At 70.8% G+C, this 15,123-nt stretch carries 12 protein-coding genes; 2 read left to right on the top strand and 10 right to left on the bottom strand.

The genetic code is table 11. The features are described from left to right. Window positions 1-61 precede the first annotated feature (61 nt). From uvrC to uvrA, 3 genes are all read right to left on the bottom strand, one after another. Complete coding sequence (gene uvrC / locus N5079_RS21665; protein ID WP_261585779.1) at window positions 62-2,038, bottom strand: excinuclease ABC subunit UvrC; 1,977 nt, start codon at window positions 2,036-2,038, stop codon at window positions 62-64. A 254-nt stretch (window positions 2,039-2,292) separates the two neighbouring features. Further along, a complete protein-coding gene (locus N5079_RS21670; protein ID WP_261585780.1) occupies window positions 2,293-2,766 on the bottom strand; it encodes a Rieske (2Fe-2S) protein in 474 nt (157 codons plus the stop codon). A 168-nt stretch (window positions 2,767-2,934) separates the two neighbouring features. Further along, window positions 2,935-5,775 (bottom strand): excinuclease ABC subunit UvrA, encoded by a 2,841-nt coding sequence (uvrA, locus tag N5079_RS21675; protein ID WP_261585781.1) that lies wholly within the window; start codon window positions 5,773-5,775, stop codon window positions 2,935-2,937. A gap of 301 nt (window positions 5,776-6,076) precedes the next feature. Between uvrA and N5079_RS21680 the strand changes: the two genes are divergently transcribed. Both N5079_RS21680 and N5079_RS21685 read left to right on the top strand, forming a co-directional pair. Beyond that, on the top strand, window positions 6,077-6,907 hold the full coding sequence (locus tag N5079_RS21680; RefSeq protein ID WP_261585782.1) for a maleylpyruvate isomerase family mycothiol-dependent enzyme: 831 nt from the start codon (window positions 6,077-6,079) through the stop codon (window positions 6,905-6,907). A 44-nt stretch (window positions 6,908-6,951) separates the two neighbouring features. Beyond that, on the top strand, window positions 6,952-7,596 hold the full coding sequence (locus N5079_RS21685; RefSeq protein ID WP_261585783.1) for an MBL fold metallo-hydrolase: 645 nt from the start codon (window positions 6,952-6,954) through the stop codon (window positions 7,594-7,596). Between the two features lie 291 nt (window positions 7,597-7,887). On the opposite strand, the gene N5079_RS21690 is transcribed toward N5079_RS21685, so the two are convergent. From N5079_RS21690 to N5079_RS21720, 7 genes are all read right to left on the bottom strand, one after another. Continuing rightward, complete coding sequence (locus tag N5079_RS21690) at window positions 7,888-8,193, bottom strand: hypothetical protein (RefSeq protein WP_261585784.1); 306 nt, start codon at window positions 8,191-8,193, stop codon at window positions 7,888-7,890. An 80-nt stretch (window positions 8,194-8,273) separates the two neighbouring features. Then, on the bottom strand, window positions 8,274-9,137 hold the full coding sequence (pssA, locus tag N5079_RS21695) for a CDP-diacylglycerol--serine O-phosphatidyltransferase (protein WP_261585785.1): 864 nt from the start codon (window positions 9,135-9,137) through the stop codon (window positions 8,274-8,276). Next, a complete protein-coding gene (locus N5079_RS21700; RefSeq protein WP_261585812.1) occupies window positions 9,124-9,774 on the bottom strand; it encodes a phosphatidylserine decarboxylase in 651 nt (216 codons plus the stop codon). Before N5079_RS21700 ends, pssA begins: the two co-directional genes overlap by 14 nt. Before the next feature lie 154 nt (window positions 9,775-9,928). Next, on the bottom strand, window positions 9,929-10,906 hold the full coding sequence (locus tag N5079_RS21705) for a TerC family protein (RefSeq protein ID WP_261585786.1): 978 nt from the start codon (window positions 10,904-10,906) through the stop codon (window positions 9,929-9,931). A gap of 378 nt (window positions 10,907-11,284) precedes the next feature. After that, the gene (locus tag N5079_RS21710; RefSeq protein ID WP_261585787.1) at window positions 11,285-12,373 is read right to left on the bottom strand and encodes a glycosyltransferase family 4 protein; all 1,089 of its coding nucleotides are present in this window, start codon (window positions 12,371-12,373) and stop codon (window positions 11,285-11,287) included. A 26-nt stretch (window positions 12,374-12,399) separates the two neighbouring features. Continuing rightward, on the bottom strand, window positions 12,400-14,088 hold the full coding sequence (gene murJ, locus N5079_RS21715) for a murein biosynthesis integral membrane protein MurJ (RefSeq protein ID WP_315967875.1): 1,689 nt from the start codon (window positions 14,086-14,088) through the stop codon (window positions 12,400-12,402). Beyond that, on the bottom strand, window positions 14,085-15,059 hold the full coding sequence (locus tag N5079_RS21720; RefSeq protein WP_261585788.1) for a hypothetical protein: 975 nt from the start codon (window positions 15,057-15,059) through the stop codon (window positions 14,085-14,087). The genes murJ and N5079_RS21720 overlap by 4 nt, the downstream gene beginning before the upstream one ends. Window positions 15,060-15,123 lie beyond the last annotated feature (64 nt).

Consider the following 15,123-nt stretch of genomic DNA (forward strand, 5'->3'; position numbering starts at 1 on the left):
CGCCGCGCCAGCGGCACGCCGGACGACCCGACATGTGAGATGCGTCCCAGTCGCTCGATCTTCACCCGCTCTCACCCTTCAACGCCGCCACGATCGCCTCCGCTGTCGATGGCCCGATGCCGGGGACCTCGCGGATCTCATCCGCGCTCGCCTCCCGCAGCCGCTTCACCGAGCCGAAGTGCCGGAGAAGCGCCTGCCTGCGCGCCGGCCCCAACCCGGGGACCTGGTCGAGCGCGCTCTCCTTCAGGCTCTTGGACCGTTTCGACCGATGGTAGGTGATGGCGAAGCGGTGTGCCTCGTCACGCACCCGCTGGAGCAGGTAGAGGCTCTCACTGGTGCGCGGGAGGATCACCGGCTGGTCGTCTCCGGGGAGCCACACCTCCTCCAGCCGCTTCGCCAGGCCGCAGACCGCGACGTCGTCGATCCCGAGCTCGTCCAGGGCGCGCTGGGCCGCCGCCGCCTGCGCGGGGCCGCCGTCCACGACGACCAGGTTCGGGGGGTAGGCGAACTTCCGCGGCCGGCCGGTCTCTGGGTCGATCGGCATCCCCGCTCCGGGATCGCCGCCGCGGCTGCCGTTGACGAACACGGCCGATTCGCCGTCGCCGTCCCCGTCGACCGGGACCGGAGGCTCCCCGTCAAGCTCGCCGGTGGCCACCCGCTCCTCCAGGTAGCGCTTGAACCTGCGGCAGATGACCTCGTAGATCGAGGCGACGTCGCCCTCCGCGCTTTTGATCGAGAACCGGCGGTACTCGCTCTTGCGGGCCAGGCCGTCCTCGAACACCACCATGGAGGCCACCACGTCCGAGCCCTGGATGTGCGACACGTCGTAGCACTCGATGCGCAGCGGCGCCTGGTCCAGGTCGAGGGCGTCGGCGATCTCCTGCAGCGCCCGGCTGCGCGTCGTGAGGTCGCTCGCGCGGCGGAGCTTGTGCTGCGTCAGCGACTCCTTGGCGTTGCGCTCGACGGTCTCCATCAGGCTCTTCTTGTCGCCCCGCTGAGGGACGCGCAGGTCGACCCGGGAGCCCCGCTGCTCGCCGAGCAATTCGACCACCGCTTCGTGGTCGGGCGGCAGCGCCGGGACGAGGATCTCCCGGGGGATCGCGGCCTCGCCGTACATCTGGAGGAGGAACTGCTCCACGAGGTCGCCGGGCGTGCTGTCCTCGACCTTGTCGACCACCCAGCCGCGCTGGCCGCGGATCCGGCCGCCGCGCACGTAGAAGACCTGGACCGCGGCCTCCAGAGCGTCCTCGGCGAGGGCGATCACATCGCAGTCGGTGCCGTCGCCCAGCACGACGGTCTGCTTCTCCAGCGCGCGGTGCAGGGCCTGGATGTCGTCGCGGAGCCGGGCGGCCTTCTCGTACTCCTCCACGGCGGCCGCGTCCCGCATCGCGCGTTCGAGCCGCTTGATGAACCGGCCGGTGTTGCCGGCCATGAAGTCGCAGAAGTCCTCCGCGAGGGCGCGGTGCTCCTCGGGCGTGACCCGGCCCACGCAGGGCGCGGAGCACTTGTCGATGTACCCCAGCAGGCAGGGCCGCCCGATCTGCCCGGCGCGCCGGAAGACGCCGGCCGAGCACGTCCGCACGGGGAAGACCCGCAGCAGCAGGTCGACGGTCTCGCGGATCGCCCAGGCGTGGGAGTAGGGGCCGAAATAGCGCGTGCCCCTCCGTTTGGCCCCTCGGAGCACCTGCACCCGGGGGAACTCCTCCCCCATGGTGACCGCGAGGAAGGGGTACGACTTGTCGTCGCGGTACTTCACGTTGAAGCGCGGGTCGAACTCCTTGATCCAGGAGTATTCGAGCTGGAGCGCCTCGACCTCGGTGTTCACCACCGTCCAGTCGACCGAGGCCGCGCTGGTGAGCATCGTCTGGGTCCGCGGGTGCAGCCCCGCGAAGTCCGCGAAGTACGAGTTCAGCCGCTGGCGCAGGCTCTTCGCCTTCCCGACGTAGATCACCCGGCCGCCGGGGTCGCGGAAGCGATAGACGCCTGGCGACTCGGGGATCGATCCGGGCGCCGGTCGGTAACTTGCCGGATCCGCCACACCGCAAGCCTACTGGGATCCACCGACAGTCCACGATTCACGGAGATCGCGACGACGATCCCCGAGCCGATCCACACGATGGTCCCTCCCGCCGCCGACCCCATGCATGATCACGGCCACGGACGGGTCAGCTTGGGCGGGCCGCCCGGGAGTTCATGCATGATCACGGCGGGGATTGGTGCTGGCCAGACCGGCGGCCGGGAATCCGTGCATGATCACGCGCAGGAGGGGGGCCGCCGGTCGGGGGGCGGGGACTACGCCAGCGTGATGCTGTCGCCGCTCACCGTGATCTTCTGCTCGGCGAGGGGGTCCTTGGCCGGGCCCTTGGCGACCGAACCGTCCTTGATGTTGAACTTGCTGCCGTGGCAGGGGCAGTTGATCGTGCCGTTCGAGACGCTCGCGACCGTGCAGCCCGCGTGGGTGCAGACCGCGCTGAACGCCTTGAACTCCCCCGCCGCCGGCTGCGTGATGACGATCTTCTTGTCTTCGAGGATCTTCCCGCCGCCCGTGGGGATGTCCGACGTCTGGGCGATCGCGTCGCCGCCGGCGCCCCCGCCCGACCCCGCGCCGCCGCCGGCCGCGTCCGTGGCCTTGGCGGTCGCCTGATCGTCCGCCGGCGCCGCCGCGTCGGAGCCGCCCGTGCTGTATCCCGTGCAGGCGGTCAGCGCGGCGGCCAGCCCGGCCCCTCCGGCGCCGAAGACCACGGCGCGGCGTGTCGTATCCGTCATGCTCGTCCTTCCTTGTACGGACGGGTCCGGGCATCGTTCACCCGGCGCCCGCTCCGTGACGCATCACCTTATGTCGTTAAGTACGGCTCTCGCCCCGAGCCTGGTTCAGCATGACGGACAGATCACTGACCAACCATGGACAATTACCCACTCGGGGCGCCGGATCGGTCAGACGCCGAGGATCTTCCGGAGGAAGACGCCGGTGTGGCTCTCCTCCATCTGGGCGACCCCCTCGGGCGTCCCGGTGGCGACGAGCCTGCCGCCCCGGGAGCCCCCTTCGGGTCCCATGTCGATGATCCAGTCGGCGGTCTTGATCACGTCGAGGTTGTGCTCGATGACGATGACCGTGTTGCCGTTGTCGACCAGGCGGTTGAGCACGCCGAGCAGCCTGCGGATGTCCTCGAAGTGCAGGCCGGTCGTCGGCTCGTCGAGCACGTAGACCGTGCGGCCGGTGGACCGCCGCTGCAGCTCGGAGGCGAGCTTGACGCGCTGCGCCTCGCCGCCGGAGAGCGTGGTGGCCGGCTGGCCGAGCCGTACGTAGCCGAGACCGACGTCGTTGAGCGTCTGCAGGTGGCGGCGGATCGCGGGGATGGCGTCGAAGAACTCCAGCGCCTCCTCGATCGGCATGTCGAGGACCTCGGAGATCGTCTTGCCCTTGTAGTGGACCTCCAGGGTCTCCCGGTTGTACCGGGCGCCGTGGCAGACCTCGCAGGGGACGTAGACGTCCGGCAGGAAGTTCATCTCGATCTTGATGGTGCCGTCGCCCGCGCAGGCCTCGCACCGGCCGCCCTTGACGTTGAAGCTGAACCGGCCGGGCAGATATCCGCGGATCTTCGCCTCGGTGGTCGCGGCGAAGAGCTTGCGGACGTGGTCGAAGACGCCGGTGTAGGTGGCCGGGTTGGACCGGGGGGTGCGGCCGATCGGCGACTGGTCGACGTGCACGACCTTGTCCACCAGGTCGGTCCCGGTGACCCGGGAGTGCCGCCCCGGGACCGTGCGGGCCCCGTTGAGCTCCTTCGCCAGCGCGCTGTAGAGGATGTCGTTGACCAGGGTCGACTTGCCCGAGCCCGAGACCCCGGTCACGGCCGTGAAGACGCCGAGAGGGAACTCCACGTCCACGCCGGTCAGGTTGTGCTCTCGGGCGCCCTTGACGACCAGCTGCCGCTTCCTGTCCCGCTTGCGCCGCGTGGCCGGCACGGCTATCGCCTTGCGGCCGGACAGGTACGCGCCGGTGAGGGACTGCTCGCTCGCGAGCAGCTCCTGGACCGTGCCGGAGACGACGACCTGGCCGCCGTGCTCGCCCGCGCCGGGGCCGATGTCGACCACCCAGTCGGCGGCGGCGATGGTGTCCTCGTCGTGCTCGACGACGATCAGCGTGTTGCCCATGTCGCGGAGCCGGATGAGGGTTTCCAGCAGCCGCTGGTTGTCGCGCTGGTGCAGGCCGATCGACGGCTCGTCCAGCACGTACAGCACGCCCACGAGACCCGAACCGATCTGGGTGGCCAGGCGGATCCGCTGGGCCTCACCGCCCGCGAGCGTCCCGGCGGCGCGGTCGAGGGTGAGGTAGTCGAGGCCGACGTCGAGCAGGAAGCCGAGCCTGGCGTTGATCTCCTTGACCACCCGCTCGGCGATGTGCATATCACGCTCGGACAGCTTGAACCCGGCCAGGAACTTGGCGCACTCGCCGATCGACATGGCCGAGACCTCGGCGATCGAGGCGTCGCCCACCGTGACGGCGAGCGACACCGGCTTGAGGCGGCGGCCCTGGCAGGCCGGGCACGGGACCTCGCGCATGAAGCCCTCGAACCGCTCCCGCGTCGCGTCGCTCTCCGACTCGGCGTGCCGGCGCTGCACCCAGGGGATGACGCCCTCGAAGGTCGTGTAGTAGGACCGCTCCCTGCCGTACCGGTTGCTGTAGCGGATGTGGACCTGCTCGTCGTGGCCGTGCAGGATCGCCTTCTGCGCCTTCCTGGACAGCCGCTCCCACGGGGTGTCGAGGTCGAAGCCCAGCGCGTGGCCCAGCGCCTCGATCATCCGGATGAAGTAGTCGCTGGTGTGCCCGTTCGACCAGGGGCTGATCGCGCCGTCGCCGAGGGTCCGCTCCGGGTCGGGCACCACCAGGTCGGGGTCGACCTCCATGCGGGTGCCGAGGCCGGTGCACTCGGGGCACGCGCCGAACGGCGAGTTGAACGAGAACGACCGGGGCTCCAGCTCCTCGAACGACAGGTCGTCGTAGGGGCAGTAGAGGTGCTCGGAGTAGAACCGCTCCCGGTTGGGATCGCCCTCGGGCAGGTCGACGAAGTCGAGCGTGATCGTGCCGCCGGACAGCTGCAGCGCGGTCTCCACCGAGTCGGTGAGCCTGCGGCGGGCGCCGTCCTTGACCGCGAGCCGGTCGACGATCACCTCGATGTCGTGCTTCTCGTACTTCTTGAGCGTCGGCGGCTCCTCCAGCCTGATGATCGTGCCGTCGACCCTGGCACGGGCGAAGCCCTTGCTCTGCAACTCGCGGAACAGCTCGGCGTACTCCCCCTTGCGGCCGCGGACGACCGGCGCGAGGACCTGGAACCGGGTGCCGTCCTCCAGCTCGAGGACGCGGTCGACGATCTGCTGCGGGGTCTGCCGGGCGATCGGCCGGCCGCACGTGGGGCAGTGCGGCTTGCCGATGCGCGCCCACAGGAGGCGGAGGTAGTCGTAGACCTCGGTGATCGTGCCGACGGTGGATCGGGGATTGCGGCTGGTGGACTTCTGGTCGATGGAGACCGCCGGGGACAGGCCCTCGATGAAGTCGACGTCGGGCTTGTCCATCTGGCCGAGGAACTGGCGGGCGTACGCGGACAGCGACTCGACGTAACGCCGCTGACCCTCAGCGAAGATCGTGTCGAAGGCCAGGCTGGACTTGCCGGAGCCCGAGAGTCCGGTGAAGACGATGAGAGCGTCTCGCGGCAGGTCGAGCGAGACGTCCTTAAGGTTGTGCTCACGTGCGCCACGCACGATCAGGCGGTCAGCCACGGTGGTCCCGATAGGTCGATGGAGTCAACAGGAGGTGCACGGGCAAGCTATCCGGAGCCACCGACATTTTCGGGGGCGGCTCCCGACGGCCGGGGCGGGCGGCCTCACGAACCCCCTCCCGGGGGTCACGTCCCAGGGGCGACTCCTACGTAACCGCCCCCGTATGAACAGGGTATGAGTTCCGTCAAACCCGCGTCCGGCGCTTGGCCCGGAAAACTCCCACTGGTAGAACCGCTCCGGCACACCCGATCTTCCCGGACGGCTGCCGCGCGCCGTTACGCCCGTGGTCCATGATGTGTCTATGTCAGCTCTCGAGGAGTTCCAGGCCGCACTCGCCACATCCACGGGCCGGCTGCTCGCGACGGCCGCGCGGCTCACCGACGACGACGTCCGCGCGGCGTCCCTGCTTCCGGGATGGACCCGCGGGCACGTGCTCACCCATCTCGCGCGCAACGCCGACAGCCACGTCAACCTGCTGACGTGGGCGAGGACGGGCGTCCACACCCCGCAGTACCCCACGCCCGAGACCCGCGAGACCGAGATCGAGGCGGGAGCCGAACGGCCCGCCAAGGAGCAGCTCGCCGATCTCGAGGAGAGCGCCGACCGGTTCGACCGGGCGGTCCGCGAGCTGCCGCCCGAGGCATGGAGGGCGATCGTGGAAGGGACGCGGCCGCCGCGGCACCCCGCCTGGTACATCCTCATGCGCCGGCTCCGCGAGGTCGAGATCCACCACATCGACCTCGGCGCCGGGTACGGCTGGGCCGACCTGCTGGAGCCGTACGTGCGGTGGGAGCTGCACGACACGATGCTTTCGTGGCCGCACGGCCAGGGCCCGGTCAGCGAGATCGTGTCCCGCGAGGTGCGCGACGACGGCGAGCACATCCAGGTGTGGCGGGGCCTCGGGGACGGCCCGGCCGTCCACGGGACGCCGCGGAAGCTTCTCGCCTGGCTCACCGGCCGGGCGCCGGGCGAGGGCCTGAGCGTCAAGCCGTCGGACGACGGCGGCGAGCCGTCCGGCTCCCCCGTGGCCTCTCCCGTGACGCCACCCTCCCCGCCGCAGTGGATGAGCATGCCCGCCCCCCGGGACCTCCCGGTGGAGCCGCCCGCCACGTGGCCGCCCCGGCATGACTGACAGGGCATGACTAGCGTGAGCCGTACAGGACTCGAGGGAGAATCATGAGCTACACGGGAGATGTCGCCAAGGGCGGCCCCGCCGACGTGCGGGAGCTGCCCGCGCTGACCATTTCCAAGATCGAGGTCGGGGACTTCGGCAACAACGCCTATCTGCTGCGCTGCGACGAAACCGGCGACGGGCTGCTCATCGACGCGGCGGCCGAGCCGGACCGCCTGCTGGACCTGATCGGTGACCGGCCGATCAGCTCGATCGTCACCACCCACGGCCACCAGGACCACTGGATGGCGCTGGAGGAGGTCGCCAGGGCCACCGGCGCGCAGGTGGTCGCCCACCCGCTCGACGCGGGCGACCTGCCGGTCCCGGTCACCCGGGAGGTCGAGCACGGCGACCGGGTGACGGTGGGCGTCGTCACGCTGGAGGTCATCCACCTGCGCGGGCACACGCCCGGCTCGATCGCGCTGCTCTACCAGGACGGCCATCTGTTCACCGGCGACTCGCTGTTCCCCGGCGGCGTCGGCAACACGCAGAAGGATCCGGAGCGGTTCGACCGGCTCTTCACCGATGTGGTGGAGCGGATCTTCGACCGGCTTCCCGACGAGACGTGGGTCTATCCCGGTCACGGCGCCGACACCACGCTCGGCGCCGAGCGCCCGGCCCTGCCGGAGTGGAGAGCGCGCGGCTGGTGATAGAGGAAGCTTCTCCGAGCCACCCGTCGCCGTGATCATGCAGGGCTTCCCGGAAAGCTCCGGGACGTGGGGTTCCCCGGATTGTGATCATGCGTGGATTCCACCGTACGCGGCCTGATCGGGGCCGACACCGCCGGTGATCATGCAGTGTCTGTTCGCCGGGGCGCACCCTCGTCCTGCATGATCACTCTGCACAAAGCACCAGGCAGAACGGTACGCGCGGGAACATGCGCATGATCACGCGGGACGGAGCGGCTCGGCGACGGTGCCGACGCTCAGCCCGTTCGTCGTTTAGACGTCTCCCAGGCCCGGGTGAGGACGCGGCTCCCCGGTGGTGAAGACCTTGACGATGCGGTCCGCCGCGGCGGCCGGCTCGTCCGCGCTCTCCACGACGTCGCCCCAGGACCAGCGGTAGAACCAGCCGTCCGACATGGCGACGCAGTCCACCGTCTCGGAGAAGATCGCCGCGTCCGGGTCGCGGACCTTCAGGGACGGAGGGTCGGGACGCAGCGACGCCTCCAGCCCTCTGAGCTCCAGCTCCCGCGCGAGCTTGCCGAGGAAGTACGTCCGGGTGTGCTCACGAGGCATGGCGACCATGGCTCCAAAGGACTAGGCGATCGATCCATGTGAAAGCGAGGGCCGAAGGAAAGGGGCCCTGAGACCGGGGCCCCTGTTCGTTACCGACGTGGGCCGACGCTCTCCGAGCGTCGTTCCCTCCGCTGCTCGTGTTTGAACATCAGAACGCGCAGCGGGATCGCGGTCACCATCGCGATCTGCATGATGGCGCCCACCTTGATCAGCTGGTCGCCTCCGGCCAGGCGGGCCGCCCAGACGGACAGGCACGCCACGTTGATCATCATCCAGGCCAGGACGACCGCGGCCACGTTCCCCTTGGGCTTCGGATACTCGATGCGGCTCACCATCAGCCAGGCCACCGCGATGATCCCGGCGATCGTGAGGTAGCTCGGCTGGAAGAGCAGCACGATCGAGACCACGGTCATGGCGCCCATCGGGATGGGCAGGCCCATGAAGTCGCCGCTCTTGGTCTTGACGCACGCGAAGCGGGCCAGCCGTACGACTCCGGCGAGCAGGATCGACGCGGCCGCGAACAGCACGAGCCAGAGCGGGAGCCTCCCCGAGAAGCCGGCCCAGATCACGACCATGAAGGCGGGCGCGAAACCGAAGCTGATGACGTCGGCGAGGTTGTCGAGCTCGGCGCCCATCGCGGACGCGCGGAACTTCCGGGCGACCAGGCCGTCGAAGAGGTCGCAGGTCGCGCCGATGAGGAGCAGCACCACGGCGGTGCCGAAGAACCGGGGGTCGGGCTCGAACTTGCCGTTCGACTGGATGGCGTTGATCGCCGACCACGCCAGCACGCAGACGGCCAGGAAGCCACTGAGCGCGTTGCCGAGCGAGAGGGAGTCGGCTGCCGACAGGCGGAAGGCCTTGCCGACGGGGCCGCGGGGCTCGTCGGCGAGGCCCTCCGCCTGCCAGCCCGTGTCGGCGCCCAGATCGGACGCCCCGAAATCAGACGTGGTCAAGGCGAGTCACCCCCGCCACGGTCTTCTGCCCCACGGTGACCGCGGACGCGATGCCTTCGGGCAGGTAGACGTCCACACGGGAGCCCAGGCGGATGAGGCCGACCCGCTCGCCCTGAGCCACCTTGGCCCCGGCCGCGAGGTACGGCACGATGCGGCGCGCGACGGCACCGGCGATCTGCACCATCTCGATGTCTCCGAGGTCGCTGTCGAAGTGCCAGACCACTCGCTCGTTCTTGTCGCTGTCCTTGTTGAACGCGGGCACGAACCCTCCTGGCACGTGCTCGACCGCGGTGACCGTGCCGGCCACCGGGGCGCGGTTGACGTGCACGTTCAGGGGGCTCATGAAGATGGCCACCCTCGTGCGGCCGTCGGGCCACGGGTCGACGCTCTGCACGACGCCGTCCGCGGGTGAGATCACCCGCCCGTGGCCCGGCGCGCGCTCGGGGTCGCGGAAGAACCAGAGCATCCCGCCGGTCAGCGCGACCAGTGGGGCCGCGGCGAGCGCCCACTTCGGGGATCTGCGGGTGAGAAGGGTCGTGACGGCCGCCGCCGCCGCGGTCGGGGCCAGCCATGGGGAGACCCCGCGCGCGAGCCGGATCGAACCCCGGGGACTTCCCGCGGCCTCGGAGGTCGGCACGAGGTCGCGGGACAACTCAGAATCGTTGGACACAGGGAACCTTTGTACTCTTTAGCGACTAGGGACCGGTATGCGCCTGAAATAGCGATATTACCGATCCGGCAGTCATTACACGGCACAACGAGACAAGCAAACAGCCTCGTTGCCCGTTTTGCTAGCCCTGTGGGGCCTCCGCCGGAGCGGTCATCTCGTCGCTGCGGGCTTTGAGAAGGCTGGCGACGGTCGTCACGGCCATCGTGACTCCGATGACCATCAGCGACACCCAGATGGGAATCTGGGGAGCCCAGGAGATCTGGCTCTCGTGCAGCGCTTCGAGAACCAGCTTAACCCCGATGAATCCGAGGATGAACGCGAGGCCGTAGCTGATGTACACCAGCCGCTGGAGCAGACCGCCCAGCAGGAAGTAGAGCTGCCGCAGCCCCATCAGGGCGAACGCGTTGGCGGAGAAGACGATGAAAGCGTCCTTGGTGAGGCCGAAAATCGCCGGAATCGAGTCGAGCGCGAAGAGCAGGTCGGTCGTCCCGATCGCGATCATGACGATGAGCATCGGGGTGACCATCCGCCTGCCGTCCACCCGCACGGTGACGCGCGAGCCGACGTAGCTCGGGGTGGTGGGGAAGACGCGGCGCACCCAGCGCAGGATGATGTTCTCGGTGAACTCGTGCTCCTGCTTGCCGTGGTCGCGGACCAGCGTGTACGCCGTGTAGACGAGGAAGATCCCGAACACGTAGAACAGCCAGCTGAACCGGGCCAGCGCCGCCGCTCCGACCGCGATGAACAGGCCGCGCATGACGAGGGCGAGCAGGATGCCCACGAGCAGCACCTTGTGCTGATAGATCTTGGGCACCCCGAACCGGGTCATGATGATGTAGAAGACGAACAAATTGTCGACACTGAGGCTGTATTCGGTGAGATACCCGGCGAAGAACTGGCCGCCCGGCTCGGCTCCGCCCACGACCAGCAGCGTTATGCCGAACAGCACGGCGAGCGTGACGTAGAAGCCGACCCAGACGCCGGCCTGCCTCATCGAGAACTCGCGGGGCTCCCCACGGTCGACGATCCACAGGTCAACGGCCAGGACGACGAGCAGACCGGCGATGACGGCGGCCCATGCCCACACAGCGACGTTCAAGATCAAGAACCTCCGGCGCGCGCGTTGAACACACTGCCGGAGTCTCTCCCGTCCGCACGCTGGCGGACCGGCAGCCCCGGGCGCTGACGCCGTGATGACGGGACTGTCGCGAAGGGATACTCCCCCCAACCGCTTCAGTATATGGATCAGCCGCAAATTGACCTAATCCCCGTCCGGATGGCCGGCCCCGGAAAGGGGAAACCGCCGGTTTCGTGACCCATATATACCGTTTCGGCCACCTCATAGGACCGGTCCCCCCTGACTTCCGGTCACCGAACTCTCCCCCTGCGGCCATACCTGTCTTCCGTCATGGCGACGAGCGGCAGCCGTTTCGGCCCTCTCCGACGGCACCGACGTGTGACTCGCCCACCGCCCGGGTCAGCGACCAGGGGGCTCCAGACCGGAGTAGACCCCGATCACGGCGCGGACGGCCGCAGCCTCGTCCGGCAGGTCCGCGCCGCGCCGCGCCGACGCCCCGGCGAGACGTGCCGCCAGCGCCGGATCGCCGAGAAGACGGCCGATCTCCCGGCTCAACGCCACGGCGTCGCCCGGAGGGACCAGGAGAGCCGCGTCACCGACCATGTCCGGGATGCCACCGACCCGGGTCGCGATGACGGGCCTGCCCGCCTTCAGCGCCTCCTGGACGCTCAGCGGCTGCCCCTCCCACCTGCTCGGCACCAGTACGGCCGTCGCCACCTGGAGGAGATCCGGCGGGCTGGCCCAGCCGTACAGGAAGACGGGCAGCCTCTCCGCGTCGATCCGCGCCTGGAGCTCGGCCCGCAGAGGCCCGTCTCCGGCGATCACGAACAGCGGGTCGCTCTCGTACGGCCGGGCCGCCGCGTCGAGCAGTGTCTCCAGCCCCTTCTGCTGGGCCAGCCTGGCGACGGTCAGCAGCACCGGCCTCCCCTTCCGGCCGGGCAGCTCCCGCCGCACCTCGTCCGGGGTCCGCGCGGGATCCTCCAGGGGCGGCGCGGGGACCACGGCCGGGCCGACACGCCGCGCGCCCCGGGCGCGCATGCGCTCCCCGATGTCGGGCGACACCACCAGCACATGGTCGGCCCGCCGTGCGACGATCCGCTCCAGGACCCGGTAGATCGCCCCGATCGCGCCCCCGGCCGTGACGGCGTTGTGCAGCGTGACCACGAGGGCGGGGCGACGGCGCGCGCCGGCCAGGGCCAGCGCCGCGAGAGCGCCCGCCCGCAGCCCGTGGGCGTGTACGGTGCGGGCCCCCCGGGCGGCGGATCTCAGCCCCGCGACCGATCGGAGGTCGTTGACGGGATGCGGGCGATCCGAGATGGGAACCTCGGCGAAGCCCGCCCCGGCCTCCGTGAAGCCGAACGCCTCGTCCGTAGCCGCCGGGCCCGCCACGACGACCTGATGGCCCGCGCCCGCCAGCCCCGCGACCAGGGTGCGCACATGCCGGCCCACGCCCCCCGCGCTGGTCCCCAGCACGAGCACGATGTTCATGCCCCGCCCCTCTTCGCCTGCCGTACTCATGGCCCGGCGTGCCCGGCGCCGGTGGAGGCCGTCACGGTCTCCTCGGGCTGCCGGCCCCCGCGCGCGGTCCTGAGCCGGGACAGGACGGTTCGCAGGTCCCCCCGGTCGACGGCGGCCGCCGCGAGCACTCCCGCGCCGAGCGCGGCGACGCCCGACAGGGCCGCCACGCCCACGCTGCCCCAAGGACCCGCGCCGCCGAGAAGGGCCACCACACCGGCCCCCGCGAGGAAGCCGCAGCAACCGCCCGCGACGGCGGCGAGCGTGGCACGGGGCACCCCCTGCAGGGCCTCGGGCCCCCGCGCCCGGAGCACCGACACCAGCAGCACACCGCCTCCGGCGGTCATGCCCACGGCCTGGCCGAGGGCGAGCCCGCCCAGCTTCCAGCCCTGCGGAAAGGCCAGGACGAAGGCGGCCTGGGCCACGATGACGACCAGCCAGCCGAGAACCGTCCCCCGGGCCGCCGCCCTCCCGCGCCCGTCGGCATAGAGGACCCGGCTGAGGTTCGCCATCAGCCCGTAGCCGACCAGCCCGGGAGCGAACAGCGCGATCGCCGGGGCGAACTCCGTGGTCGAGATGGTGGTGTCGGCCTGCCCCCCGAGGAAGACCTGGGCGACGGGTCCGGCGACCGCGGCGAGTGCCCCGGCCGCCAGGCCGGAGATCAGCACGACCGCCCGGGTCGTCTGCGCCGACAACCCGGCGAATGCCGCCCGATCACCGCCTTCCGCCCTGGCCGCGAGCACGGGGAAGGCGCTCGTGGCGATCGGCACGGCCAGCACCGCATAGGGCACCTGATAGATGGCCCACGCGTAGCTGTACGCCGGGAGCGCTCCCCCGCCGATCCCGCTGTTGGCCAGCGGGATCACGATCGCCATCGCGGCCTGCTGGGCCACCAGCGCGCTCAGCCCGGCGAGGGCCAGCCTCCTGACCTGTACGGCCACGCCGTCCGGGAAGCGCAGCGCCGGCCGCCAGCCCGAGCCGAGCCGGGAGGCGGGGCCGACCACGGTCACGACCAAAGCCAGCACACCGAGCGTGGTTCCGGCCGAAAGCGCGATCTCGGCGGGACGCGGCACCGAGGCCGGATCGCTGTCCCCACCGCTGAGGGGCGCGAAGGCGAGGTAGGCGGCGATCACCACCACGCTGGACACGAGAGGGGCGAGCGCCGGTCCCGTGAACCGCCGATGGGCCTGCAGCACGCCGTAGAGCACGACGGCCAGGCCGTACAGCGGGATCTGCGGGGCGAACACCACCAGCATCCGGGTGGCCACGGCGATCACGTCGCCCGGCGCGCAGGGCTTTATGTCGCCGCCGACGAAGAGCAGTAGCCGCATCACCGGCCCGGCGGCCAGTGCCGTCAAGACGCCGAGCGGCACCAGGAGCACGAGCACCCACGTCAGGAGCGCCGAGGAGATCCGGCCCACCTCCGCCCGCGCCTCGGGCGTGGACCGGGCGGCGGCTCCGGCCAGCACCGGCACGACCATGCCCGCGAGAGCCCCGCCCGCCACGACCTCGAAGACGATGTTCGGCACCAGGTTGGCCGTGTAGTAGGCGGTGGCCAGGCAGTTCGTGCCCACGGCCCGGGCGAAGACGAGTTGCTTGGCGAAGCCGGTGACGCGCGCCAGAATCGTGATCGCGCCTATCAGTACGGCCGCCCCCGCGACTCCACGGCCGATCCTGCCGGAGATCACGGACGCCGGGCGTTCCCCGCCGAGGGCTGTGGCGCACGGCGGCCGAGCAGGTCGATGCGGTTCAGAACGGGATTACCCGCGATGACCTTGGTGAAGCTGATCTTCTCCGACGCGGCGGTGAGCGCGACGACCGTGCCGAGCAACGCCAACCGGCCGGGCCTGCCGAGCTTGACCGTCGCCGCCACGCCGAGGAGCGCGCCGAGCGCGTTCGCCCCCGCGTCGCCGAGCATGGCCCGCTCCCCCAGGTCCTCCGGCAGCAAGGCCACCGCCGCGCCCAGCGGGACGGCGGTCAGTACGGCGGCCTGCTGACCGCCTGCCCTGCCGCCGTTCCGAGCGGCCGCCTCAGGGCCGTTCCCGGACGCGAGCGAGGAGATCAGCAGCGGAACCCCGGCGAGCAGGCCCACCTTGATGGCGCGCCCCGGCCGCAGGTCGAAGAGGTTGGCCAGGTTGGCGCTCCCGGCGATCAGGGCGCCGTCGATCAGCGTGTCCAGCGCACCCCCGGCCATGCCACCCGTGTGACGCCCCGCCCCCGCTCGGGCGGCCACGGCCGCGGCGAGGCCGGTCGCGCCGATGCCGAGGATCTTCACGGCGCCGCTCGTGACCTCGCCACGGGAAAGGGCCGCCAGGTGCCCCTTGAATCCCTTGGAGGAGGCCGTCCCGAACACGTCGTCGTACGCGCCGAGGACGCCGCTGCCGACCCCCGCGAGCAGCGCGGCCGCCTTCACCCGCACCGGAAGGCCGGGGGCCAGCGCGACAGCCGTACCGGCGCCGGCGACGAAGGCCGGGCCCTCCAGCAGCGTGACCGGCTCGCCGCGGTGGTTGACGCGCGTCCAGTACTCGTCGGCCGTCTTCTCGTCACCGAGCGGCGGACGTCGCTTGAAGGCGGAGTAGGCCACACGTGCGGCGGTCGCGCCAAGGGCGGCGCCCAGCGCCGCACCGGCCAGAGGGCCGAGCGAGAAGCGTTTCGCCACAGCTGCCTCCCCTTCTCAGATGCGGTATGCGTGCCAGCGGCGATCGGCACGCGGTCATGGCGGT

Origin of the sequence: Planotetraspora sp. A-T 1434 (assembly GCF_025420585.1) — a bacterium.
Lineage (GTDB): Bacteria > Actinomycetota > Actinomycetes > Streptosporangiales > Streptosporangiaceae > JAOEGB01.